General features: G+C 38.1%; 24 protein-coding genes. 9 read left to right on the top strand and 15 right to left on the bottom strand.

Translation table 11 applies throughout. The features are described from left to right. Positions 1–307 precede the first annotated feature (307 nt). From JF73_RS08110 to thiD, 8 genes are all read right to left on the bottom strand, one after another. Positions 308–1,534: an alpha-L-fucosidase gene (locus JF73_RS08110; protein WP_046327761.1), complete on the bottom strand. Its 1,227-nt coding sequence runs from the start codon at positions 1,532–1,534 to the stop codon at positions 308–310. 45 nt (positions 1,535–1,579) lie between these two features. After that, positions 1,580–1,918, bottom strand: a complete 339-nt coding sequence (locus tag JF73_RS08105) for a PTS sugar transporter subunit IIA (protein ID WP_046327760.1) — start codon at positions 1,916–1,918, stop codon at positions 1,580–1,582. A gap of 10 nt (positions 1,919–1,928) precedes the next feature. Further along, complete coding sequence (locus JF73_RS08100; protein WP_046327759.1) at positions 1,929–3,023, bottom strand: DUF871 domain-containing protein; 1,095 nt, start codon at positions 3,021–3,023, stop codon at positions 1,929–1,931. Then, a complete protein-coding gene (locus JF73_RS08095; RefSeq protein WP_046327758.1) occupies positions 2,989–4,281 on the bottom strand; it encodes a PTS sugar transporter subunit IIC in 1,293 nt (430 codons plus the stop codon). The genes JF73_RS08100 and JF73_RS08095 overlap by 35 nt, the downstream gene beginning before the upstream one ends. Further along, positions 4,278–4,589, bottom strand: a complete 312-nt coding sequence (locus JF73_RS08090; RefSeq protein WP_046327757.1) for a PTS sugar transporter subunit IIB — start codon at positions 4,587–4,589, stop codon at positions 4,278–4,280. The genes JF73_RS08095 and JF73_RS08090 overlap by 4 nt, the downstream gene beginning before the upstream one ends. A gap of 143 nt (positions 4,590–4,732) precedes the next feature. Further along, positions 4,733–5,707 carry a LacI family DNA-binding transcriptional regulator gene (locus tag JF73_RS08085; protein WP_046327756.1) on the bottom strand — a complete coding sequence of 325 codons (975 nt, stop codon included), beginning with the start codon at positions 5,705–5,707 and terminating at the stop codon, positions 4,733–4,735. A gap of 186 nt (positions 5,708–5,893) precedes the next feature. Next, on the bottom strand, positions 5,894–6,565 hold the full coding sequence (locus JF73_RS08080) for a type 1 glutamine amidotransferase (protein WP_046327867.1): 672 nt from the start codon (positions 6,563–6,565) through the stop codon (positions 5,894–5,896). A gap of 65 nt (positions 6,566–6,630) precedes the next feature. Continuing rightward, positions 6,631–7,443, bottom strand: a complete 813-nt coding sequence (thiD, locus tag JF73_RS08075) for a bifunctional hydroxymethylpyrimidine kinase/phosphomethylpyrimidine kinase (protein WP_370530323.1) — start codon at positions 7,441–7,443, stop codon at positions 6,631–6,633. A 139-nt stretch (positions 7,444–7,582) separates the two neighbouring features. Between thiD and glpK the strand changes: the two genes are divergently transcribed. Both glpK and JF73_RS08065 read left to right on the top strand, forming a co-directional pair. Then, complete coding sequence (glpK, locus tag JF73_RS08070; protein ID WP_046327754.1) at positions 7,583–9,085, top strand: glycerol kinase GlpK; 1,503 nt, start codon at positions 7,583–7,585, stop codon at positions 9,083–9,085. 21 nt (positions 9,086–9,106) lie between these two features. Next, positions 9,107–9,877, top strand: coding sequence for a tyrosine-protein phosphatase (locus JF73_RS08065; protein WP_038524568.1), 771 nt, complete (start codon positions 9,107–9,109; stop codon positions 9,875–9,877). Between the two features lie 91 nt (positions 9,878–9,968). Here JF73_RS08065 and JF73_RS08060 read toward each other — a convergent pair whose 3' ends face one another. The 6 genes from JF73_RS08060 to JF73_RS08035 all read right to left on the bottom strand — a co-directional run bounded on the left by JF73_RS08060 (position 9,969) and on the right by JF73_RS08035 (position 17,601). Further along, a complete protein-coding gene (locus JF73_RS08060; protein WP_046327753.1) occupies positions 9,969–11,309 on the bottom strand; it encodes an MATE family efflux transporter in 1,341 nt (446 codons plus the stop codon). Position 11,310: 1 nt separating this feature from the next. Next, the gene (locus JF73_RS08055; protein WP_052727790.1) at positions 11,311–12,945 is read right to left on the bottom strand and encodes an amidohydrolase; all 1,635 of its coding nucleotides are present in this window, start codon (positions 12,943–12,945) and stop codon (positions 11,311–11,313) included. A gap of 230 nt (positions 12,946–13,175) precedes the next feature. Then, positions 13,176–14,171 (bottom strand): response regulator transcription factor, encoded by a 996-nt coding sequence (locus JF73_RS08050; RefSeq protein ID WP_046327751.1) that lies wholly within the window; start codon positions 14,169–14,171, stop codon positions 13,176–13,178. A 176-nt stretch (positions 14,172–14,347) separates the two neighbouring features. Next, positions 14,348–15,817 carry an FGGY-family carbohydrate kinase gene (locus JF73_RS08045; RefSeq protein WP_046327750.1) on the bottom strand — a complete coding sequence of 490 codons (1,470 nt, stop codon included), beginning with the start codon at positions 15,815–15,817 and terminating at the stop codon, positions 14,348–14,350. 13 nt (positions 15,818–15,830) lie between these two features. Then, positions 15,831–16,775: a transketolase family protein gene (locus tag JF73_RS08040; protein ID WP_046327749.1), complete on the bottom strand. Its 945-nt coding sequence runs from the start codon at positions 16,773–16,775 to the stop codon at positions 15,831–15,833. Then, the gene (locus tag JF73_RS08035; protein WP_046327748.1) at positions 16,768–17,601 is read right to left on the bottom strand and encodes a transketolase; all 834 of its coding nucleotides are present in this window, start codon (positions 17,599–17,601) and stop codon (positions 16,768–16,770) included. Before JF73_RS08035 ends, JF73_RS08040 begins: the two co-directional genes overlap by 8 nt. Positions 17,602–17,737: 136 nt before the next feature. Between JF73_RS08035 and JF73_RS08030 the strand changes: the two genes are divergently transcribed. From JF73_RS08030 to JF73_RS08000, 7 genes are all read left to right on the top strand, one after another. Further along, complete coding sequence (locus JF73_RS08030; RefSeq protein ID WP_038524550.1) at positions 17,738–18,754, top strand: LacI family DNA-binding transcriptional regulator; 1,017 nt, start codon at positions 17,738–17,740, stop codon at positions 18,752–18,754. Positions 18,755–18,865: 111 nt separating this feature from the next. Then, positions 18,866–20,314, top strand: a complete 1,449-nt coding sequence (locus JF73_RS08025; protein ID WP_046327747.1) for an L-fucose/L-arabinose isomerase family protein — start codon at positions 18,866–18,868, stop codon at positions 20,312–20,314. Positions 20,315–20,540: 226 nt separating this feature from the next. Continuing rightward, positions 20,541–21,467, top strand: a complete 927-nt coding sequence (gene rbsK, locus JF73_RS08020) for a ribokinase (protein WP_046327746.1) — start codon at positions 20,541–20,543, stop codon at positions 21,465–21,467. A gap of 1 nt (position 21,468) precedes the next feature. Beyond that, positions 21,469–21,864: a D-ribose pyranase gene (gene rbsD, locus JF73_RS08015; protein ID WP_046327745.1), complete on the top strand. Its 396-nt coding sequence runs from the start codon at positions 21,469–21,471 to the stop codon at positions 21,862–21,864. A gap of 15 nt (positions 21,865–21,879) precedes the next feature. Next, positions 21,880–23,358 (top strand): sugar ABC transporter ATP-binding protein, encoded by a 1,479-nt coding sequence (locus JF73_RS08010; RefSeq protein ID WP_046327744.1) that lies wholly within the window; start codon positions 21,880–21,882, stop codon positions 23,356–23,358. A 1-nt stretch (position 23,359) separates the two neighbouring features. Beyond that, the gene (locus JF73_RS08005) at positions 23,360–24,325 is read left to right on the top strand and encodes an ABC transporter permease (RefSeq protein ID WP_038524535.1); all 966 of its coding nucleotides are present in this window, start codon (positions 23,360–23,362) and stop codon (positions 24,323–24,325) included. A gap of 31 nt (positions 24,326–24,356) precedes the next feature. Beyond that, positions 24,357–25,349, top strand: a complete 993-nt coding sequence (locus tag JF73_RS08000; RefSeq protein ID WP_370448321.1) for an ABC transporter substrate binding protein — start codon at positions 24,357–24,359, stop codon at positions 25,347–25,349. Positions 25,350–25,423: 74 nt separating this feature from the next. On the opposite strand, the gene JF73_RS07995 is transcribed toward JF73_RS08000, so the two are convergent. Beyond that, complete coding sequence (locus JF73_RS07995; protein WP_046327743.1) at positions 25,424–26,383, bottom strand: LacI family DNA-binding transcriptional regulator; 960 nt, start codon at positions 26,381–26,383, stop codon at positions 25,424–25,426. Positions 26,384–26,512: the final 129 nt, after the last annotated feature.

Below are 26,512 nucleotides of genomic sequence, written 5' to 3'. Positions count from 1 at the left end.
CAACACTTGTTTGAATGGTGAAACAAGTTCTTTAAAGAACCGGTGACTATTAACTACAAGAGGTTCTTTTCAGGGGTCATTCTTGTACTAATCGTGACTAACATTGGTAAAAAGGGGAAAGTTAAAGCGTTAAAGACTGCTAAATCAGAATATGACACAAACAGTAGTAAGTCGAATCCGATAAACTGTGCCACCATTTTAATGATACTAATATCGCCACAGGTGAAAAAAGCCCCAAAAGTTGTCTAACTTTTGGGGCTCACCACCTTATTATGGTAATTTATTAGTCTTTTTATTTAAATGAAGTTCAATAAATCTTGGCTACACGCTCTACCAAGTTGGTTCCGTACTCGAATCCGTCTGCTTTAACTATCAGTTGGCTTTTTTCTGGCAATTGTTTAAACGCCACATTGGTGCCATTATCCAGCCAAACAATGCGCTCGATCTTTTGGGGCGGAAAATTATTAAATACTATTTCTCGCATTTTTTCTCCTCCCAGTACTACGTTTTGATTGCCAACATTACCCAAATTATCCACAAATAAATAATTACCCTTAATAAAATCATTATCATTTCCAGCAGCGGTATAAGTTTTATGCTCAAAATTATTGGTGTCATAGACTGCTTCTTTATTAATTGCCATCCATTGTTTAATAATTTCTAGTAACGACAGGCAATGAATATTTAAAGAGCCATCAAATTCTGGGCCCACGTTAATTAATAAATTTGCCCCCACTTTGCGAGTGTGACAAATTTGTTCAATTAAGTGCCGCGCCGAAACATAATTAAGGTCATTTTGGGCATTGCCCCAATGTCTGTTTAGAGTCAATGAGGTTTCAGCAGCAAAATAACGATTATTTTGAAAATGGTTGATTACTTGAGGGTTGCCTCTTTCAAAAGTCAGGACGTCCACTTTTCGCCCGTCACTTATTCCTTGCTTTCCTAATCCGGTGTTGTTGGTAATAATAGCTTGTGGCTGCAGTTTTCTAATTTCCTGATAAAGCTGCTCATCCTGCCAATCAGCGTTGGGTTTGTTCCAGTTACCATCAAACCAGAAACCGCCAATTTTGCCATAATTAGTGCAGAGGATTCCGATTAGCTGGCGTAATTCCTTTAAATACCCGTTAAAATCTGCCTGATATTTTTTATTATGCCAATCATAAGTAGCGTAGTAAATAAAAGGTGCAATTCCTTGTTCATGGCACTCATGTGTAAATATTTTAATTACATCTTTGCCAAAGGGTGTGTGAACACTATCAAAATTGTGGATGCCCTTGGTATCAAATAAATAGAAGCCATCATGGTGCTTAGCAGTCAATACAATATACTTAAAACCGCATTCTTTAGCCAGTTTTACTAAGTTATGAATATTATCTTCAATGGGATTAAATTCGCTAAAAGCGTTTTGATAATTGGTAATATTTAAAATATTTTGTGACCATTCTCCCTTAGCAAATCTTGAGTATAGTCCCCAATGAACAAAGAGACCGATACCCATTTTTTCAAAATTTATCAGTTTAGGTGCTATTTCCATTATTTTTCTTTCGGACCAATTGGTGGACTAACTAATAGTAAATTATTAATCCTTATTATTTCGTTTCTCTTGTTTCAACTTATTGATTTCTGAATTAGTTTTAATTAATTCAGTAGCTAAATCAAGAAAAGTTTCCGCTGTAATCATTTGGTCTTCAGCGTGCATATATAAGGGATCAATATTACTTTTACCAGTTTTGGCAAAGTCTGATATCACTTTTAAGTGCACATTTTGTGCTTTTTTCAGTTCTTCTTTTGCATCCTTAAGCAATGGCTGAGGATCCTTTACTGTATCTCTGGAATTAGCTATTGCCGTCATTATTTCTGTCTTTGCCTGTCCGGAATGGCTGATTATTTCGAAACTGCTTTCTTCTAAACCTTTCATAGTTTTTCCTTTAATAACTAGCAAGCTCAATAAATTTAAATTTGTCCCAGGGCTTGATAAAGTCGATATATTGCAAATCACTAGGGACTATCTGAGCAACAACATTTTTTAAATGATCATGATTATCCATGTTCTGTTTAACGATATTCAATTCACCCTTATATTGCTTGAAATCATTATTACCGATTGTAATCATTCCCCTTTTTAGGGTAGCTACAGGGTTATTCACAGGAATGTTTTGCTTATTGTATTTTAATTTAACAAAAGTAGAACGAATAGCATAGCTGTTAATGTCCCCACGATTAAAGTGTAGATTTTTAAGCACTATTTCTCTTTCAAGTTCAGTGGCTGTAGGAACGAAGTCGATAAAAAATTGAGGAATATTCGAGCTTAACTTTGCTACCTTTTGTAATTCTTCATCGCTGGCAAATGCGTTACCAATTAAAATATCGTCGATCAGTTGAGTATTAATCAAATATTGCGCCTGCTTTTCAATTGGAATTCCGCGGTGAATTTCTAAAGTAGGGAGACCGGCATTGTATGGATGTGGCCCAATTTTACCAGAATTAGAAGAAATAAAAGCTGCTGTCCTTAACCCGAGGTCATGATATTTTTTGGTTGTGTTCAAAAAGTATTCTGTGTCTAAGCCAGTGTAGCGCTGGGGATAAAAGTTGTGGCAACCAATAATTTTGTCTTTTATGGGACTATAACTAAGGATGTTTTCCAAGTTCTTGGTGTCATTACTGATGTTGACTTCAATGGTTAGTCCTTCGGGATTGTAGGTCATGACTGATTCAGGCAGTCCGTCAAAGCTGGAATCTAGGCGTACAATATCAGCTCCTAATTCTTTAAAAAAAGAAAGGTCATTATAACTGACATGCAAACTGGCAAATAAAGCAGGATTAACGTCTAAGCTAACCCACATTTTTCTTGCTCGGGCGTGGGTTAATACCGTTTTAAATTTATTAAGAGTTTTTGACTGATCTTCTGTCAGCTCTAACAGACTGGTAAAAAGTCTGCTAAAGCCTAAATCAGCCGCTTTATCAATATAGTTAATGCAATCAGCGACACTACTTTTGTTCGGATAGACTGATATCCCCTTCATTATTGCCTTCCTTTTCTAATTTTAATTGATTGTTGTCAAACATTTTGAAGAATGGATAGTATATGGCAAGCGAAATCAAGATATTGATTATGCACAAAACTATTGCGCGCCAGTCAAAGCCGGTAGACATCCAGGCACCAATAGGTCCAGGAAGCGTCCAAGCAACTACAGCTCTAGTGTATGCCACTAGGTGCAATTTCATTGCGCCATAGGTTACGGCCGCCATTGCAGTAGGGGCTAAGACAAATGGGATTGCAAAATACGGGTTCATGATGATTGGAATACCAAAAATTAACGGTTCATTAATGTTAAAAATAGCAGGAAGAATTGTTACTGTACCCATTGCTTTACTGAATTTTGATTTACTAAAGAAAAGTAGGAGTATAGATAATGACAGGGTAGCGCCTGCACCACCAATCCAGACAAACCATTGGAAGAATTGCTCGGTCATAAAGTGTACAGGAGCTTGACCATGGGCAATTGCTGTTACATTAGCATTAAGGTTGGCATACCAGTATGGGTAAAGAATAGGGGTTGCGATAACCATACCGTGAACGCCGAACAGCCAAACAATTGTAATCAGTAAGACTGGGATAATAGCTGATAGGAAAGTGTCACGACCAAAGTATCCAATTGGGGAGAAGACCCAAGTCAAAATCTTATTGATATCTAATTTGAATATTTCTTTCAGAATAAACGAAACGACAATGATTAAAACACCTGGTATCAAGGCACTGAAAGATTTTCCGACAGCTGCCGGAACACCATTAGGCATCTTAATAACTAAGTTGTGCTGGTTAAAGAACCGCACTATTTCAGTAGCAAAAATAGCACAAAGTATAGCAGTAAACAAACCTTGAGCGCCCATGTTGCCGATAGAAACATAGGTACCTGCTGCCAAACCAGCTTTAGGCTTGTTTAAAACCATAGGTTCAATAGCTAAAATGAAAAAAGACATTTCAGCTAAAACGCTGGTTGATATTGGATCAACTTTGTAATATTTTGACAAATGAGATGTGATTGAAAAAACACAGTAAATAGCCATTAGGTTAATGGAATAATACATTGGCACCGATAGCATGGCTGCATAAGGCTTAATAAAATTATTCCATGAAGCAATTGGCAAGTTTAACAGGATAGTAAAGAAGGAGCCGATAATTGAAACTGGGATAATTACCGACATTCCGTCTCTAATAGCAGTTAGATAGCGGTTGTTGGCAATTTGCCCCATCTTTGCGGAAATGGTATCATAACTCATTTTTCAGCCTCCTGGTTAACTAATTCGTACAACTGGTTGATTTTTGCTGGCGTGTACATGGTCATTGGAATAAGAATAAATTTGGTATTTTTCTTAGCAGCTTCTTCTTCGAAATCTTTTTTCTTAAAGGAAACTTGAGGGGCTAGAAGAATAAATTGATAATCTTCTTCATTCAAGTCGTCAGGCACCTTATCAATGCTGGTTTCATGAACTGTCCAATTTTGCCCATGTTTAGCTGCTTCATTTTGTAATGCGGTTGCTAACAGGGATGAACTCATACCACCACCACATGCTAGTAATATCTTCATAATTTTCCTCCTTATAATGAATCGTTTCAAATTTGTTAAAAACTAATAAATGATGAACTAATAAATTAATATTTAGATCAAAATGAAACATTTCAAATTATAGATAAATTATATTACCATATTCAGCTTGCCGCAAGCGCTTCCTACATTTTGTGAAAAATATTATTGCAATAGATTGTTTGATAATTAGTTTGGTTTGACTTAGTCAATCTGTTAATTAATAGCCTGCCAGCAGTATTGCCAATTTGATCTAGAGGTTGTTCAATTGAGCTGATACCGGGATAAAAAATATCATTAATAAAAAAGTGATCATAAATCAAAAATTTGATTTTTTTATTACATCCTTTTTGGTAATAAGCTTTGATCGCACCTAAAGACATATAATAATTAATAACAAATACTGCATCTAAATCTTTATTTTGATTGCTGAGATAATTAAATCCGTCATAACCAGATTTGATGGTATAATCGCCAGACCAAATGTACTTTTTACGCAGGGGTATATTATTTTGCAATAAGGCGTCTTCATAGCCTTGCTGCCTTTTTTGGGTAATATAATTATCCACCGAACCTGTAATGATGCCGATATTGCGGTAACCCTTTTTAATTAGATAATTAATACCGGTTTTAGAAGATTCATAATTATTAACTACTACCGCATCTGATTTAAGCCCTTTAATCGGGGCGTCAATTGCGACAATGGGGATGTTCGTTTTGCTAATCTTATTGAGCATCGGCGTCACTTTATCTTGGTGGAAAACGACTAGGGCATCTATTGACCTGTTAATTAAAAAATCAATTTTTTGCTCAAGGCGTTTTTTATCATCGTGATAATCACAGACAATGATGCTGTAGCCAAATTGTTCTACATAAGTTTCAATCGCAGAAACGATTGACATGGAAAAATAATCGGTTAATTGATTAATGACAATTCCGATTGACATGGTTTTATTTTTCTTTAAACCGCTGGCTATAATATTTTGATGGTAATCTAATTCTTTCATAGCCTGTTTTATGCGTTGAGCTGTGACTTTCTTTTGCTGTTTACCGTTGAGATAATTTGAAACCGAGCCAATTGATACACCAGCTAATGTTGCCACATCTTTAACTGTTGCCACTTTTATGACCTCTTTTAAAACTGTTAGAATAATAAAATTGTTATTACATTCATGATTTAAATATAAAAATTAAGTTAGTTAAAAAATAATCCGCATTCTAAATACATAATAAAAGTATTGGCCTATACAAGTCCAATACTCACACATTAAATATTTGATTTTAAATAGTTTGCGGATAGCTATTTGTTATTGGGCATTTACCCGCTCATTATGCCATTCTAAAATCATTTTGACTATGGCATTCGCAACATTTAAGTTTTTTAATATTGGGCCATGAGAATATGTTCCAATAAAATTGCGGTAACGCAAACCTTCAACGTGGTCTTGGGGATTGTTGCCATAGCCTTCAATCATTTCGCCAAGAGGATGCAGCTTGTCTTTGTCATCAAAATAAGTTTGCCCGGAATGATTTTCAAAGGCCTTGACTTCGCCCCATTCACTCATGTAGCGGGTATCGCCAATCATGCGCTTATCTGCTTTAAAGACAGTATGAAATGGTAGAATATCTAACCCTTTAATTGTGACGCCAGCATTAGTTTTGTAATAAGTGCCTACGAGCTGATAGCCGCCACAGACACCTAACATAGGTTTGCCTTCATTAATATACTTGGTTAATGTTTCCTTATGACGCGGTAAATCTTTGGCAACAACTGTCTGTTCAAAATCTTGTCCGCCGCCAAAAAAGATAAAGTCATAGTCAAAAGCATTAAACTTGGCGCCAAGAGAAATGTTATCAACTTGCGTTTGATAGTTTTGCTTTTTAAGTAAAAAACTAATAATTTTAACATCGCCTGAATCACCATAAGTATTCATCAGGTCTTCGTATAAGTATGCAACTTTGATTGTTTTATTCGTCATCATGCACCAACCTCTATTATCTTGTTTAAAGTATATCTTAATAGCTAGAAGTGGGCAAAGAATAGTTATTTAAGATTTTGCTGCGCTGCAAAATGATTGATTGGTCCATATTTTGAGCCAACTTCAATGGGATGAGCAATAGCTTCGTACGTGAAGTCCTTAGCAGTTTGAACACTGTCAATAATGGTCTGCCCCTTGGCTAGTTCAGCAGCAATCACGGCAGAGAGGGTATCACCGGTGCCGTTAATTCTGTCTGTGTTGATAAAAGGCTTGGAAAATTCATGGAATTTGCCGTCTGCCGTAAGTAGTATGTCAGTTACTTGCGACTGGCTGGAGTTGTCGTGGCGGCCTTTCATCAATACATTTTTGGCACCCATATTGTGCAGCTTTTTAGCGCCTGCATAAATTTCATCCTTGCTATCCAAATTTAAACCAGTCAGTTTTTGCTGCTCGTAAAAGTTAGGTGTGATAATGTCGGCAAGCGGCATTAACTCCTCAAGAAAGGCATTATAGGCATCGTCATCAAGCAGGGTGTCACCATGTTTGGTCATTATCACCGGATCAAGCACGATTTTACCCATATCGTATTTGCGCAGATTAGCAGCAACACAGGCAATGACTTCCTTGTTAGCCAGCATACCGGTTTTAAGCGCACTAATTTTAAAATCATCATTTAAAACGTCAAATTGCTTTTGAATAAAAGAAATAGGCATGACTTCTTGAGCATAAATTCCAGTAGTGTTTCCAGCTACAGCAGCTGTTAAAAGGCCCATACCATATACTTGGCGGGCATAAAATGAATGTAGGTCAGCAGTCATACCAGCGCTGCCATCGCTATCGTTGCCGGCAATTGTTAAAGCAATAATTTCTTTTCTCATTATTATGTATCCTCATTTTAATAAAAGCTCTATGTAACCAGTATAACTTAAAATAACTATAATGTTATAATTATTTCTTGTAAAAGCACTGCTGGGTAGTAAAATTAACTTAAATCGCTTTCTTTTGGAGAGGATACGTATGGTAAAAAAATATATTATGGCAATTGATGAAGGGACTACTTCAACCAGAGCAATGATCATTGATCATCAAGGTCAAAAAATAGCGTCTTCACAAAAAGAATTCCCCCAGTATTTTCCCCAGCCTGGTTGGGTAGAGCACAACGCCGAAGAAATTTGGCATGCAGTACAAAGTACTATTGCTAATGCCATGATTAATTCTGGTGTGCGACCAGAGCAGATAGCGGCTATTGGTATTACTAATCAGCGTGAAACCACAGTTATTTGGGATAAGAAAACCGGCAAGCCTATTTATAACGCAATTGTTTGGCAGTCGCGTCAAACTACCGCGTTGGCTGAAAAATTAAAAAATGACGGTTTTAGTGACCTGATCCATCAGAAAACAGGGCTGATTATTGATCCGTACTTTAGTGCAACCAAAATTCGCTGGCTTTTAGATCATGTTGCAGGAGCACAAGAAAGGGCCGAAAAAGGTGAATTGCTTTTTGGCACCATTGATAGTTGGCTCTTATGGAATTTGACCAATGGCGAAGTCCATGTGACCGATTATACTAATGCTTCCAGAACCATGCTTTTTAATATTCATGATCTAAAATGGGATGATGACATCTTAAAGCTGCTCAATATCCCTCAAGCAATGCTACCGGAAGTAAAGTCTAATTCTGAAATATACGGTTATACTAAGTCCTATACTTTTTTCGGGGGCAAAGTGCCAATAGCCGGCATTGCTGGGGATCAGCAGGCAGCCTTATTTGGTCAGCTGGCCTTGAAGAAGGGTATGGTAAAGAATACTTATGGCACTGGTTCATTTATTGTGATGAACACGGGAAATGAACCGACAGAATCGGATAATAATCTGTTGACAACTATTGCTTATGGTCTAAATGGTGAAATTTCTTATGCTTTAGAGGGCTCTATTTTTGTTTCCGGCAGTGCGATCCAGTGGCTGCGCGACTCCATGAAAATGATCAAGACAGCTGCAGATTCAGAAAAAGCGGCCAAGCAGTCAAAGTCTGAAAATGAGGTTTATGTTGTTCCGGCATTTACCGGCTTGGGCGCGCCATACTGGGATTCGGAAGCACGTGGCGCCGTTTTTGGCATCACACGGGGAACAAACAACTACGATTTTATCAAGGCAACGTTGCAATCGCTGGCTTATCAAACACGTGATGTAGTTGACACGATGCAAGAAGATTCGGGCATTACAATTCCTGCTTTACGCGTTGACGGTGGTGCATCAAATAACGATTATTTGTTGCAATTTCAATCTGATATTTTAGGAATCAAAATAGAACGTGCTCAAGTATTGGAAACAACCTCAATGGGTGCAGCTTTCTTAGCTGGACTAGCTGTTGGTTATTGGCAAAACGTTGAGGAATTAAAGGATATTTTTGTTGTAGGTAAAACCTTTGCTCCGCAAATGTCACAGAGTGAAAGAGAAAATCTCTATCATGGCTGGAAGAAAGCAGTTAAAGCTACTCAACTATTTGCGCATGACAAATAAAAACATAGGGAGGTAAGAAGATTGGCACACGATCGCATAGTTGCATTAGACGGCCCAATGAATTTTCGGGATGTTGGCGGCTATCAAAATGCGGCTGGCAAAACAGTTAAATGGAATAAAATTTATCGTTCGGATTCGCTTAGTTCGCTAACGGCAAAAGATCAGGTTAAACTAGCTAAGTTGCGGGTCACTGTCGATTGTGATTTGCGCTCTGAATATGAAAAATCTTCCTCGCCTGATAATCCTTGGCCTGAGGTGGAATACGTTGATTTACCAATATATTCTGACGGCATCAGTGACAGGCAGGATAATCGGGTCTACCGCTTTTTGCATCATATTCCCAATATGCAAAATAACTTTATTGGGCGTATATACCAGCAAACTTTATTAAGTTCACATAGTCAGGAAATGTTTGCACGCGTTTTTGCGGAACTACTGGAATTGCCGGCAGATGAAGCTTTAGTTTATCACTGTAGTGCTGGAAAAGATAGAACCGGTATGGTTTCGGCATTGATTTTAATGGCTCTGGGTATTGATGATGATACGATTGCCCGCGATTATTTATTAACTAACGAACTTTATGATTTTGCTGTTTCAAGACAACTGCCAAGTAATGATGAAATTACCCAAATGGTTTCTAAAATGAATGTCACTAAAGGAGAAGGTATTGCCATTCGCGGTATTACAGAAACTGTTCGCGGCGGTTGGGGCGGGTTCCCCACCTTTTTTACCAAAGTTCTGGGTTTTAGTGCTGAAGACCTAGCCCAACTGCAGCGCATGTATTTGGAATAGCAAAAATAGCCAGTAAAGTTTTAGACCAAGCAAAAAAGCCGCACATTATGTGCGACTTTTTTATTTGAAGCTTAAATTGGACAAATAATTTTTACATGTAATGATATTTCGTACGTGCCTTAAATAAGAAGAAGACGGATATAATTGCAGTAAATGCTTCAGCAACTGTTAAAGCGATCCAAATACCATTACCGCCAAAGATCATTGGTAAGACAATTAAACAAAGAATTGGCATTACTAATGACCGGCTAATTGAGATAACTAAAGGCATCATTGTATCATTGAATGCTGTTAACATGTCCTGAATACAAATATTTATACCAACAAAAACAAAGCATGTCGCAAAGAGCAGCCATTTTTGCTTACCCAAGATAAATTCTGGTGAGTTAGGTGATACATAAATGCGCAGCACCGGATAAGCCATAAACCATGAGCCAACTCCGAATACGATTAATAAAACGAGGCAGGCTTTGACGTACTTCTTGAAAATATCTTTAATTTTGACGTAATTCTTTTCACCAATCAGATAACTGAAAATAGGACCAACGCCTTTGCCATAACCTAAGAATGGTGCTAAGAATAAAAACTGTGCGTAGAGGTAAATGGCGGCAACAGCTACGCCTTTTTCGCCGTAAAATTTCATTGCCTGAATATTGTAGACGGCAGTCATAACAGCGGTAGCGGCACTATAGACAAAGTCAGCCAAACCTAACTTAAAACATTCCCAAATTTCTCCAGGAGTTGCCTTTGGCGCTGCGTAGTGCAATGAATTTTTGTGAGAAATAACGGCAACCAGTGACAAGATGGCTGAGAAAGCTACACCAGTGTTAAAGCCAAGTGCTGCACCGGCTGTGCCCATGTGCCAAACAGCCTGGTAAAGAAAGTCGGCTGCTAAAGTGACCAAACCACCGGCAATTGTGATAATCATACAATAAGTCGGTTTACCAGCTACCAATAGCCACATCTGGAAGTCGAGCTGAATACAATAAACAATCATAAAGTACTTATGTACTGACCAATAAGTTGCGCATACAGGAGCCAGTTTGGCATCAGCTCCAAGCATGAGCCAGACATTATTGCCCATTAAAGTAACGATAATTACCCAAACCAAAGTAATTAAAACTGAGCTAATAAGCATAAAAGTAAACAGCTGGTTGGCTTCTTTATCACGTTTTTCACCCATCATTTTGCCTAATACGGCAGTAGAACCGCCGGAAATCAAAAATGATATGGCTTCAATTACCGCCTGCACCGGGTAAATAATATTGATAGCAGATAGAGTAGCCGTACTATTGAAATTTGTCGCGATGGCCGTATCAAAGATTTGATAAATACCTGTCCATAATTGCAACAAAATGGAGGGTACACCAAACATGAAAAGGGCGAAAAAGGTAAAATCGCGTGCTAATCGGTTAGTTTTTTCTTCTGCCATGTTACTTCTTTCCTCTCGAGTAAACCATTTTACCGTCAATCATCGTGAAGATTGGCTTAGTATTGTGGATGTCATGTGGATTAATTGTAAATAAGTCTTGATCAAGTAGAACCATATCAGCGGCTTTACCAACTTCGATTGAACCCGTTTCTTTTTCACGGAAGTTTTGGAAAGCACCATTAATCGTGTAACTGGTGAGCATTTGTTCGACACTGACTCTTTCAGTTGGGTCCAAGACAGTCTTTTCACTCTTATCGCCGGGGGCACATCTGGTAACGCCAACTTCGATGGTTTCCATTGGATCAGGATTAGTCACTGGAAAATCAGTTGCGGCAGATACCAGAACGCCTTGATCCCAAAATGACTTTAACTTGTATTCACGTGAGGCTCTTTCTAAGCCCAAATACTTAACTTCCAAAGCGTCAAAGTAAATTGGGTCCTTGAAGAACCAAGCTGGATCACAGGCAGCAATGACTTTGTCTTTAGCCATTCTGGCAATGTCACTTTCACGAATGACCTGCAGGTGAGTTAAAGTTGGGCGCCAATCTTTTTTAGGCTTTTTGGCTTGTGCATACTCAATTCCGGTCAAAGCTGCATCAATTGCGGCATCTCCAATAACGTGGCAGTGAACTTGGAAGCCCTTCTCTTTGGCCCGCCGCATCATGTTGTTTAATTGCTCTTGTGTGCAGTTGAAGTTACCCCGGTATCCCGGTTTATGAACATAGTCGTCAAAGAAGTAAGCCGTGGCTGATTCAACCACGCCATCAACGACAAACTTCAGGTTGTTGCACTTATAATGTTTGCCATGGTAAGCATCGCGAATAGCAGCAAAATCGTCTAATTTGTCGGGACTATCGTGCTCAGGTCTAATGTGAAAGCCTGATACGACCTTTAACTTTAATTTTCCTTCGATATCCAATTCTTCCAGAGCCTGTTGTGCCCGAGTTTCATCACGCAAAATTGGTTCGTAGATTGAAGTCAACCCCATGGATAATAAGCGATCTTGCAGCCATAAAACGGCTTTTTTAATTTCTTCAACCGTATAATCCGGAACTGTCTTTAAAATATCGCCCATTGCCCATTCGCGAACTAAGCCAGTGGGCTCTTTGGTCTTAGGATCAAGAACGAATTCACCTTTTTCTTTGGAAACATAGCCTTTGCCGATACCGGCATTTTCAAGGGCTTTACTATTAACAATGTAAGAGTGTCCGTCAACTGATTGCAATAATACCGGCTTATCGCTGCATGCAGCATCAATCCATGATTTGTCGGGTCTTTCGGCAATAATAGCATTTTCCCAGCCGGTACCCATGTAATAATCACGATCTGGATGTTCAGCAACGTATTTTTTGATAATCTTCGTGTAATCATCGACACTTTTACCACCAGCTAGCTGAATCTTATACATTCCTTCAGTTGCACCAGATGAAAAGTGCATATGGCTATCTGTCATTCCCGGGATAAATAGTCCGTTGTTATTAACAATATATTCGGTCTTAGGACCAATATAAGATTTCGCTCCGTCTTTAGAGCCTACATAAACAAATTTACCGTCTTTAACAGCAACTGCCTCAACATATTTATGCTTTTGAGCAGCAGTAAAAATTTTTCCTGTTAAAACATAATCTGCTTCCATAATTCCCATCTCTTTCACTAAATTTACCCATGTGACTAATAACACATGCGCTACAATTCATTATCCGCAAAAACACCATTTTCACATTAACCTAAAGATATATTTCTCTATATCTTTGGGCTACAAGGACTATGAGCTTAAGCTTAACGGGCATTAAAAAATCCAGGCTCATATTTCAAAATGAACCTGGATTTAGCCGCTATAGCGGCGTTACAAAGCAAAATGATTATCTAATGGTAATTCAAAAATTTATTAATCAGTTGGCTTCTGCGGGAAACTTCCATTTTATTTAAGATATTATGGACGTGAGCCTTAACAGTTCCAACGGTAATATAAAGTTTATCTGCGATTGCTTGGTTGCTTTCACCTTGCAAAACTAACAGTAAGACATCAACTTCTCTTTTGGTCAAGCCATAATGATCACAGAATTCGTGAACTTCTGCTTTTTGAAAAGATAAATCTTTGTTTTCATATTTTTGCACAGTATATTCACTAAGCCGTTGTTGCACCAAATTTTCCACTTGCCTGTGGGTGTATTCTTCATGTTCGTGTTTTGTAATAAATAAAATAACAATAGCTAAAATAAAGTAATAACCGTCTTCAATTAAGTTGACGTGATTTTCGTAAAACGGAAATTTAACATCGATAAGTCTTTGCCATTTTGAAAAGGCACCAATTTCAATTAAAGACAATCCCAGCGCGATAAACGAACAAATATAAAATATTTGCTGGTTCTGGGGCAGTTTTTTCCGAGGCAGACAAAAAAGCAGCAAAATAATGAACTGGCAGATTTGATTAGTGCTTTTACCTGCGATATACCAATCGGCTGGATTGAGGGTAGTAAGAAAAATCACTTCTAGGATTAAAGAAGTTAGCGCCAAAATATTGGCTATTGGGATCACAGGTAACTTTTTATTCATATTAGTTAGTTCGTTAAGGCAGAAGATAGTAATAATATTTTCACCAAAAGTAATGGTAAATTCCACCAGCAAATACCAGTAGTTTAAGATTATTTTTCGACTGCTAACAGCAATAATGCTGCGAGTTACAAACTCATAGCCTGTTTCAAAAGTACTTTCAAAAATAAAAGAGATAAATAGCCATTTCAACAGTAAAAAGAGCTTCTTTTTTGATAAGTTATAAACAACGGCGCAGTTACAAACTACGCTCATAAAAAGAAGTATGAAAATAACGTCATAGACATAAATAAAGATATCATTGCGCATCGTTAAAATAACTCCGAGTAAGAATATTGATTCAGAATTACTAATTAAACTAATGATTTACTGAACCTATCTCTTTTTAGTATACGACAATTGCATTGCATGTGTGCCAACTATCTTAACGTTTTCATAATAAGATTTGTAATTGTCTTAATTAAATTAGCAAAAATGCACTCTTTTTATAATACGCTTTGCTTTGTTGAAAGAATATTAAGCCAATTTTCCCAGTCCTTGCGGTATAGTAGTGCTTGTGAAAACTTCATTTTAGGTGAATAAACCTTAACTGCGGCTATTTTATTATTATGGCTCATAGCATTCATAGCTGTTCCTATGGCACTCAATTCTGAAACAGCAGCAAGTTTAACTTGCATTTGGGTAATATCGCTTAAATATTGCATTAAATATTGATTTTGAATCATCCCGCCATCAACGTTAAGTTCCCGGTTAATTTGCGGAAATAATTTTTTCAGTTCACTAATGGTGTCGCTAATTTGGTAAACTAATGAATCTAAGGTCGCTTTTACCAGTTCGTTTTTACCAGTGATAGTCGTCATTCCGACAAAAGCCGCTTTCATATCCGGCTGCCAGTAGGGTGCGCCTAGTCCAGCAAAGGCCGGGATTAAACAGGTGTGATCGTTGCGATTAGCTGCCAATGCTAAATTACTGGTTTCTTTAGGTGAACTAATCAGCTTTAAGTTATCCTTTAGCCAAGTAATGCAGGCGCCAGCGTAATTAATATTACCTTCAAGAACATAGGAAATTTGCCCATTTAAAGACCAGGCAATCGAAGTATTAAGCTTATTTTGAATACTTCGCGGCAGATTGCTGCCAATATTGAGCATCACGGAAGAGCCTGTCCCAAAGGTAACTTTAAAATCTCCTGCGTTAAAACAGCCATGAGCATATAACGCAGCTTGTGAGTCACCCAGAACACTCATGATCGGGATAGAGTGGTTAAGCAATCCGAATAAATTCGTATTACCAAAGTGGGAATTAGAGTCAACGATTTCAGGCAGGCTTTCAATTGCGATACCAAAAATAGCTCCTAACTCTTGATCCCATTTTCCCGTGTGGATATTCATTAACTGGGTCCGGCAGGCATTTGAAGGTTCAGTTTTAAAACTCTTTTTATTAGTCAACTGGTAAATTAACCAACTGTCCATAGTCCCTAAGCAGAGATCGTCTTTTTCCTGGGCTTGAATTACTTTGGGCTCATGAAGCAGCATCCAGTCCCATTTAGCTCCGGTAAAGTAGGGCGAGAGCGCCAAGCCAGTTTTTGTTTTGACTGTTTCTGCTAATTTTGGATAAGAGATAGATTTGATCAATTTTTCAGCACGATTGTCCTGCCAAACTATTGTGTTACAAAGGGGCGCACCTGTTTTTTTCGACCAGGCAGCTGCAGATTCACGTTGATTTGTGATTGCTAAGGCTGTCAGTTGGTCTGGTTTGACCTGCATAAGGGCAGCTTCAAAGAGCTTTTTCAAATTGGCCTTGATTTCACTTAAATCGTGACTAATCCATCCTTTCTTGCTGACTATTTGTTTATGAGGCAAGCTGGTTTTCCAAAAAATCTGGTTATTTTGATCAATAAGAAGAACTTTTGTACTCTGCGTACTCTGATCAATTGTTAAAATATATTCTTCAGGCATAAATTACCGGCTTCTATTTAGACAAAAAACTTTTGACAGACTTCTTGATGCCGGCGGTGTCAAGTCCATAATAATGAAAGACTTCGTCTTGTGTTCCTTGAATTGCCGGTTCGTCTGGAAAGCCTAAAATTTTAAGTTTGGCATGACCGTACTGTGCCACTTCACATGCTACGGCGGCACCGATGCCGTTAATAACGTCATGTTCTTCTATAGTTACTAAATAATTAAATTTTTGTGCTAAGGCGGCAATCATTTTGGTATCAAGCGGCTTGATTGAAGCAAGATCAACCACTGCAGCTTGTATGCCGTCCTTAGCCAGTTCTTTAGCGGCTTGAAGGGCAAAGTATAATGTCTCGCCAGTAGAGATTAAGCAAACGTCTTTACCGGGGAGAATTACTTTGGCCTTGCTGGGAGTGAAATGGAAATCTTCGTGGTAAACATTGTCCAGTTTACGTTTACCAATGCGCACATAAGCAGGTTTATCTGACTTAAGCAGATAATTGAATAGTGCTTTGATTTGGTATTTATCGCATGGCTGGTAGACTTCGAGGTCGGGAATTGCCCGCGTAATTGCCACATCATTAAGTGAATGGTGGGTATTGCCCAGCCAAGTGTATGAATTACCGCCAGAAATACCAATGAGTTTAACGTTATTGTGGTTAAATGCTACATCAACTTTGACCTGTTCAATTGCTCGCATTGCCAGAAATGAAGCTGGAGAAAAGACATAGGGATGCTTACCTTCATGAGCCATACCTGCGGCTACAGTTACGGCATTTTGTTCAGCTATGCCCATTTCTATGGTTCTGTCGGGATGTGCGTTTGTGAAGGGAACTAGTCCTGCCGATCCCCGAGAATCGCATGTGACCACTATTAAATCTGGATCGCTAGTAGTTGCCTCGTCTAGCGTTTTTGCAATGACTGCATTTGCAGTTAATTTTTCATCCAACTTATTCATTATTTAACGCCTCCATTTGTGCATCTAATTCCTGTAGTCCTGCTTGGTATTCAGTTGCAGTAGGAATTTTATGGTGCCAATCCGCTCTGTTTTCGGCTGCTGAAATACCTTTGCCCTTGACCGTATTAGCAATAATCAGGCGTGGCTTATTAGTGTCATTTGGTTTGGTTAAAACATTAACCACATCGCCCATATTATTGCCATTAACTTCCAAAACTTCCCAGTTGAATGCACGGTATTTGGTGCTTAGCGGGTTTGAGCGCATCACTGAATCGGTAGTGCCGGAAATTTGCAGGTCATTGTGGTCAATAATGGCCGTGAGATTGTCTAAGTTATAATTGCCAGCTGCCATTGCGGCTTCCCAAATTGATCCTTCAGCTTGTTCACCGTCACCCATTAAAACGTAAATGTGTTTGCGTGACTGCTTCATCTTAGCTGCAAGAGCGACACCAACGCCTAAACCTAGCCCATGACCCAGTGAGCCCGTATGAAATTCCATGCCTTTGACTTCAGTAGTTGGATGGCCAATATAGGGGCTGTTAAAAGTAGAGTACCTTTTTTCAAGGTCAACACGATCTATATAACCTTTATCAGCTAAAATTTCGTACCAGATTTCAACAGCATGACCCTTACTTTGAATATACGTGTCAACATCTTTTTGACCAATATTTTCTGCGTTTTGGTTCATAACCGCATAGTATAAAGCAACTAAGATATCAGCACAGGATAAGTCAGAACCGGTGTGACCGTTTTGGTGATTATAGATTAGCTGCCACGTTCTTTTTCTTAGTGCAACAGCCTTCTTTTTTAATTCAAGAATATTCATGAAAACACCTCATTATCAAAAATAATTACTTGTAATTGCTTACACTGATAGAGTATCATGCTTATAACTAGTTTAGTTATATTGATTAGTTAGTTTAGCTTATATTAGTAAACAATAATATTAAAGAGATGATTTTTTGAACCTAAAAATGAGTGATATTGCAAAGATAGCGGGCGTTTCTAAAGCCGCTGTTTCTTTTGCTCTAAATGGCAAGCCGGGCGTAAGTGAAAAAACCAGAAAAAAGATTTTTAAGGTTATTAAAGATCAAGGTTATGAGCCGCTACGCAAACATAAAAAAGGCGGGGTTCGCAAATTGGCCAGTATCAGTCTAATTATTATTCGCGATCGAGCTGGAATGATGAATCGGAGCTATGCCAGCCTGCCCTTTTTTGACACCTTAATATCTAACTTAACGCAAAATATTGGCGGTTTTGGCGGACAAGTCCAAATTGTGCAACTGGATATCAATCACTTGCAAGATAATCTGAATGAAAATACAGCATTGCTGCAGTCTAAGGCTTCAATTGTACTGGCAACTGATCTGAATAAAAAGCAAGTTAAGTTAATAAATCAAAAACTAAAAAATGTGATCTTTATTGATACGTATTTTAAAGATGTAAATGCCGATTTTATCTCAATTGATAATTTTCAGGGGGCATATTTAGCAGGTAAATATATTTTGGCTAAAGGCTATCGGAAAATAGGCTATGTTGCTTCTAACCATAGTATTCCCAATTTTGCGCAAAGACGGGCAGGCTTTACCCAGGCCCTAAAAGAGAAAAACATTGAAATTCCGCCGGAATTTATTTTTAGCTTAAATCCTACTGAACTTAGAGGAGCCTTGCCGCAATTTATCCATTTGAGCAAAGTTTTTCCTGAAGTACTTTTTTGTGAAAATGATTATATGGCCCTGCGATTGGTCAAAGAATTTACCAAAGAAAAAATTAGAGTGCCCCAAGATATAGCAATCATGGGCTTTGATGATATTTTTGAAGACACGATGGTTACGCCGGAATTAACAACGATTCACGTCCCGATAACGCAGATTGTCAGCCAAGCAATTAATCAATTACAAAACAAAGCTGCTGACCACAATTGGCTGCCCCAAAAGTGCTTTATCTCAACCAAATTGGTTAAGAGGGAATCATTATAAAAATAGTTTAGTCTAATTAAGTAAAAACAGTATTGAATGGTCTTCTAGTTTAGTTTATATTTTGCTTTGGAAGCGAATACAAATATAAAAAATTAGGAGGCTCTTTTTTTAATGGTTAATAATAAAAGTTTACAAAAAATAAAAATTGGCTTTGTACCAACTAGAAGAAATATTTTCTCAGCAACAGCAGCGATTGAATTTGCAGATAAAACCCGTAAAAAATTAGATGAATTGGGAATTAACTACGTTGATATTAAAGAAGTTAATGATGATGGACTTTTTTATGATGATGACGGACTCGAAAAAATAACCCAAAAATTTAAAGCGGCGGCTATTGATGGTTTGTTTATTGCAAACGAAAATTTTGGTACCGAGTATGAAGTTGCACGTCTGGCAGCTAAATTCAACGTACCTGTTCTTTTGTGGGGGCCAAAAGACGAGGCACCGGCTCCCGACGGTTCAAGGAGGCGCGATACGCAATGTGGTCTATTTGCTATTGGTAAAGTTCTGCGTCACTTTAATGTTCCTTTTACCTATATTAGAAACAGCGATATTGCTGATCCGTCATTCAGCCGCGGAGTAATTGATTTTGTGAAGGTATGTAATGTTGTGAAAACCTTTAGGAATACCCGCGTTTTGCAGATAGGTCCTCGTCCCTTTGATTTCTGGTCAGTTATTGTCAATGAAGGCGAATTATTGGAAAAATTTGGTATTCAACTATCACCAATCCCTTTAGGTGAGCTTACTTCATATATGAATGATTTAATTAAGAAAAACGATCCGCGCATTTCAGAGACTAAAGATACTTTTAGAAAATGGGCAGATATTAAAATTAAGGAAGATGATTTTACTAAAGTCGCTGCCTTGAAATTGGCTATGCAAGATAAAATGAAACAATATGGCTGCAATTGTGGCACTATTCAATGCTGGACGGAGCTGCAGCGTGAAATCGGAATTTTGCCGTATGCTTCTGAGGCTTTGCTCCAAACAGAAGGACTGCCGGTAACTTGCGAGACTGATATTAACGGGGCAATTTCAGAAGTCTTGGCAGAATCTGCTACGCTTGGGGATGAAAAAGCGTTATTTGCTGATGTCAACTGCCGCCACCCTGAAAACGAAAACGGCGAATTGTTGCAACATCTGGGTACATTTGCTTTCCAAACGGCTAAAAACCGTCCGGTTTTGCCACCATCGCACTTTGTATTTGATTATCCCGGTTCTGCTGCTTTTCAGGCTAAAGACGGCACTTATACTTTAGTTCGTTTTGACGGTGACCACGGCAAGTATTCTATGCTGCTGGGCAATGCTAAAACTTGTGCGGGTCCGTATGAACAAGGAACTTATGCTTGGTTTGAATTTAAGGATCTAAACCGTTTTGAAGCAAAATATGTCTATGGGCCTTATATTCACCACATGGCTGGCGTCCGTGCCGACGTTGTGCCAATTCTTGCTGAAGCAGGAAAGTACATTAACGTTGAACCAGATTATTTTGACCCGATTAAAGATAAAGTTGCAGCATATTGGTACGGCGACTATGAATCAATTTTAACTGATAAATAAAAATTACTTTTTAAAGTTAGTAATTGTTAAGGCAAGAATATTCCCATATTCTTGCTTTTTTTGTGCTCTAACGGCAACTAAACCAAAACTAAAATAAAATTTTATTATCAACTGCTATTGAAAGCGATTGCATTAACTGGGATAATGAAATTTGTGTAAGGCTCTGTATATTAAAGCCTTAAGTCAGATAAAGCTTAATACTTGTTTTTAGTGAGAGGGGGAAAACATGAGTATTAATATCTCGGTTCTTGGCAGTATCAATTTAGATACTACTTATCACATTACTCATATCCCGTTACCTGGTGAAACGCTCCAAGTAAATAAGAAAACGTATGCTGGTGGCGGAAAAGGAGCTAATCAAGCAGTGGCTGCACAGCGTAGCGGTGCTACTGTTCATTTTATCGGCGCAGTAGGCAACGATACTGCAGGAAAATTTATGCTGGAAACAATGGGCAAAGAAAACATTGATTTAGCTAACGTCGAAGTTAAAGAAAACGAGCAAACAGGTGCGGCTACAATTTTGCTTGATAAGAATGGGCAAAACAGTATTTTGGTTTATGCCGGAGCTAACAGTTTAATTAGTCATAAGCAGATAGTTAAAGCAGAAAATGTGATTGCAAAGTCTCAGTACATTATTGCGCAGTTTGAAACGCCAATTAAAGCAACTCTTGAGGCTTTTAAGATTGCTAAAAAACATGACGTGATAACTATCTTAAATCCTGCTCCAGCCGCAAAAATTAGTGATGAACTACTGGAATTAACGGACATTATTACTCCTAACGAAACAGAAAGTGCCTTTATTACAGGCATCAAAGTCAAAGACCAAAATGCAATGCACGAAACAGATATGTATTTTAAGAAAAAGGGAGTAAAAGTAACATTAATTACTTTAGGTTCGCGCGGAGTACACTGTTCAATTGGTTCCATCAGCCAATTAGTTCCTGCACACAAAGTCCATGTAGTAGATACTACGGGAGCCGGAGATACTTTCGTTGGTGCAATGGCATCCATATTAAAACCAGATTTTTCAAATATTTTTGAAGCGATTGATTATGGTCAAAAAGCTTCATCAATCACCATTGAAGTTATGGGTGCGCAACCTTCAATTCCTACCAGAGAAAAGGTTGAGCAGGTGTACGGAAAGGAAGATTAATATGAAGAAAACAGGTATTTTAAATTCTAATATCTCTCGTGTCGTGGCTGATATGGGGCATATGGATTGGCTAGGAATTGGTGATGCGGGTACGCCCGTACCGCCAGAAACAGAAAAAATTGATTTGGCAGTTTCTACCAACCTTCCCTCATTTACGCAAGTTTTAAAAGAAGTTCTTAAAGAATTGGCTGTGCAAAAAGTTTATGTTGCTGAGGAAATTAAGAAACAGAACCCACAGCAGTTAGAAAACATTAAAGTAATTTTGCCGAACGTTGAAATTGAGTTTATTCCTCACAGTGAATTAAAGCAGGATTTACGCAGGGCAAAAGCTTTTATTCGAACAGGAGAAGAGACGCCTTTCTCAAACGTAATTCTCGAAAGTGGTGTGATTTTTTAGGAGGTGAGCCTTTTCATGCAAATTGAAATGAAAGGGATTGAAAAATCTTTTGGAACCAATAAAGTTTTACGGGGCGTGGATTTTGACGTTCATTCTGGCGAAGTCCATGCGTTAATGGGAGAAAACGGCGCCGGCAAGTCTACTTTAATGAATATTTTAACTGGCTTACTAAAAAAAGACGCAGGCACAATTAAAGTTGACAACCACGACACTACCTACGCCAGCGCATTAGACGCGGAACATCATGGCATCAGTTTTATTCACCAAGAAATGAACAACTTTGCCGAAATGAGCGTTGTCGATAATATGTTTTTGAATAAAGAAATTAAAACTAAGCTGGGCCTAGTTGATCAAAAGAAAATGAGAAAAGAAGCCCGGCAGTATTTGGTGAATTTAGGTTCAGACATTGATGTTGACAGTAAAATGGGCGACTTGACTGTAGGTCAGCAGCAAATGGTGGAAATAGCTAAGTCTCTGATGATTAACGCCAAAATAATTATTATGGACGAGCCTACTGCCGCACTGACTGAGAATGAAACTGCTATTTTATTCAAAACTATTAGAGAATTAAGGTCTAATAGCGTCGGCTTTATTTACATCTCGCACAGAATGGAAGAACTCTGGCAAATATGTGACCGGGTAACAGTTATGCGTGATGGCTTATCAGTTAACACTTATCAGACCAAAGACGTTGCCGAAAATCAAATCGTTCACGACATGGTAGGGCGTGACATTGGCGACTATTATCCTGGCCGCCACCCGCATTTGGGAGAAGTGGCATTAAAAGCTGAACATTTATCAGGCAAAAAGTTTCACGATATCAGTTTTGAAGTCCACGAAGGAGAAATTTTAGGATTTTCCGGCTTGATGGGAGCTGGCAGAACGGAAACCATGAGAGCCTTATTTGGAATTGACAAATTAAGCTCCGGTAAAATCTATGTCGCAGGCAAGGAAACAAAACTAACCAGTCCCAGCGTCTCCATTAAAAAGGGCATTGGCTTTTTAACTGAAGATAGAAAAAATGAGGGTCTGATTACTGAACAATCTTTAGAAGATAATATTGCCCTGCCAAGTATTGATACTTTCCGTAAGCATGGCATTATTGACAAAAAAGCAGAAGATAAATTTGCTGACATGCTGATTAAGCGACTAACAGTAAAGGCTAATAATGCGCAAGTAACGGCCGGCAGCTTGTCAGGCGGTAACCAGCAAAAGGTTGTTTTAGCTAAATGGGTTGGCAGCGGCTCCAAGATTTTAATTTTGGATGAACCAACTCGTGGAGTTGACGTAGGTGCCAAGAAAGAAATTTATGAACTGATGAATCAGTTAACCGACAGACACGTAGCCATCATAATGATTTCTAGTGACCTGCCTGAAGTTCTTAGTATGAGTGATCGTATTGAAGTGCTATATGAAGGTAAACAAATGGGCGTCATTAATGCCCAAGGTGCAACTCAAGAACAAGTGATGAAATTAGCTACAGGAGGAAAGTAGAATGGACAAGGCAAAAACAACAAAAAAGAAATTTGATTTTACGAAATACATGGCGCTCGTGGCCTTAATAATTTTAGTAATTATTATTACAGTTTTAAACCCTCAATTTATTGCGCCAAATAACTTATTAAATTTGCTTCGTCAAGCATCGGTCAACGCTCTAATCGCCTTTGGGATGACATTTGTTATTCTTACTTCCGGTATTGATTTATCTGTCGGTTCTATTTTGGCTTTCACAGGAGCTATCAGTGCCAGCTTGATTTTAGGTGGCACACCTGCTTGGCTTGCCGCATTAATTGGCCTTGCAATCGGAGCTTTATTGGGGGCTCTCAATGGTGTATTCATCACCTGGGGCAAAGTTACCCCCTTTATTGCCACCTTGGCTACTATGACTATTTGGCGCGGTGCCACATATGTCTTCACAGGTGGCAATCCTATTACTGGCGGTAAAATGAATACCAGCTTTTTCTTCCAATTTGTAGGGCAAGGCTATTTATTTGGTATTCCATTCCCAGTAATTATTACTCTGATTGCATTTATTATTTGCTACGTTCTACTTCATAAAACTGCTTTTGGTCGTAAGACCTTCGCATTAGGCGGCAACGAAAAAGCTGCGTTTGTGGCTGGTGTTAAAACTAAGAAATTATTGATTATTATCTACACGATTTCTGGTTTATTTGCGGCTTTGGCTGGCTTTATACTAACTTCAAGATTAGGGTCAGCCCAGCCCGATGCAGGTATGTCTTATGAAATGGACGCTATTGCTTCCACTGTTATTGGTGGTGCCAGCCTGATGGGCGGTAAAGGAAGAATGGCAGGGACTCTCGTGGGTGCTTTGTTAATTGCTTCTTTAAGCAATGGTATGAATTTACTCGGGATTAATAGTTTCTATCAACAAATTGTTAAAGGTGTCGTAATTTTAATTGCGGTTATGATTGATTCCCAAACACAAAAGAACAGGGAATAAAATTATTTTTAGAGGAGAAATAATGATGAATATTAAAAATTTTTCCAAACGATTGATGAAAATTGCTACTGCAGCTTCTGTCTTGCTTTTAGCAGGGGGAATACTTGCGGGCTGTGGTTCCACAGGCTTAAGCAACAGTTCGGGTTCGTCTTCTAAAGTAGAAAAGAAGGCACCAAAAGATTTGAAAATTGGTGTGTCTATCTCAACATTGACTAACCCCGCATTTGTTAATTTAAAGAATGTTATTAGTGACTATGCTAAAAAGCATGGTTCAAAAGTCATCATCGATGACGCAAATAATGATACTTCAAAGCAAAATAACGACGTTGAAGATTTAATCACACAAAAGGTAGATGCCTTAATTATCAACCCTTGTGATTCTTCAGCTATTTCTACAGTAGTTAAAAAAGCTAATGATGCTAAAATTCCTGTAATCTGTGTTGACCGTAGTGCTGACTCCGGTAAAGTAGTTTCAACAGTTGCTTCTGACAATATTGCCGGAGGTAAAAAAGCTGCTAATTGGTTAATTGAAAAATTAGGCGAAAATGCTAAAATTGCTGAAATTCAAGGAATTCCTGGAGCTTCTGCCACACGTGAACGTGGTAAAGGTTTTGATAGTATTGGTGATAAGAAATTAAATATTGTGACTAAGCAGACCGCTCAGTTTGACCGTGCCAAGGCCCTGACCGTTACCGAAAACATTTTACAAGCTCATAGCGATATTAAAGGTATTTTTGCCCAAAACGACGAAGAAGCAGTTGGTGCAGCTCGAGCTGTTAAAGCAGCTAACAAGAAAATAACTATCATTGGTTTTGATGGTACTCTTGCCAGCTTGAATTTAATTCAAAAGGGTCAAATTACGGCTACTGTTGGTCAGCAATGGAATAAGATAGGTCAAGAATCTGTCCAAAAGGTTTACGATCACTACCAGAATAAGAAGGTTCCTAAGAACGACAAAGTAGCAGTCAAGATTATTACTAAGAATAATGTAGCTTCATTTAAGAAGCAAGTTTACAATAAATAATAAAATCAATTGTTGATAGATTATTAATAAAAACGAATAGGAACTTAAAGTTAGACTTTAAGCTCCTATTTTATTTAATATGTTGAATTTCTCTTAATAGGAATGACGTTAATAATACTATTTTGGCTAGATTTTTTTCCATTGATTAAATCTAATAATCGCCTTGCTGCAGTTTGACCAATCAATTTTGGCTGTTGATCAATTGTAGAAATTGTAGGCGTAGTATATTCGCATAGCACGTTATTATCATAGCCTATAAGTTGAAAATCAGCTGGGATTTTAAGATTACGCCGTTGAGCTTCCTTAATAATTTCCGCAGCATAGATATCATTAACTGCAATTACAGCGTCAAAACGATTGCTTTTCTTTAAGACTTCTTGCGCAGCTTTCTCAGGATCGTTTTCGGAAACCTTTTTAAGTATGTAGGGAATATTAAGCTTGTTTAGCTCGTTAACTAGTGACTCTACTCTTTCCCTTACTGTTGGCAATCTCAGCGGCCAATGCTGAATCATTACCCTAGTTGCCTGATTTTGCAATAGAGAAATACAGTCTTTGCCACCTTTGATGTTGTCTGAAACTATGCGGGCAACATTATCATCAATATTAGCGCTATCATACATTACAAGAGGTGTTGCCAAGTTTAAAGTAGCTGGCAGATCAAAAGCGGCAGTGATAATGCCGTCAATATTATTTTTTTGGAACTCGTTAATAAAATTCAAATAGTTTTTTTTATTTGAATTGGCGCTAAAAGAAATTAGCGCAGAATAGCCTTTTTTTTGGAGAATAGATTGAATGCCGTCAATAATTTGGGCATAAAAGCGGTTGTTTAGGTCGGGGATGATGATGCCAATCATCCGCGATTTTTTTTGGTATAAAGTTCGTGCTACTTGATTAGGCTGATAATTTATTTCTTTGATAACTCGTTCGACTTTTTTTCTAGTAGCAGGGCTGACGTTAGGCGAATCATTAATAATTCGAGAAACAGTAGCTACAGAAACTCCGGCTAATTTAGCCACATCTTTAATAGTAGACATGATTGATCCTTTTTTAATTACTGTAATGGGTTACATTTTTATTATAACTCATAAATTAATTTATACTATTTTAGTCATAGTTAAGTAAATTGCTATTGCCTTGTAACCGGTTACAAGATAATATAAAAA

The organism is Lactobacillus helsingborgensis, assembly GCF_000970855.1.
Taxonomy (GTDB): Bacteria; Bacillota; Bacilli; order Lactobacillales; family Lactobacillaceae; genus Lactobacillus; species Lactobacillus helsingborgensis.
This window is presented reverse-complemented; position numbering and strand designations above follow the sequence as displayed.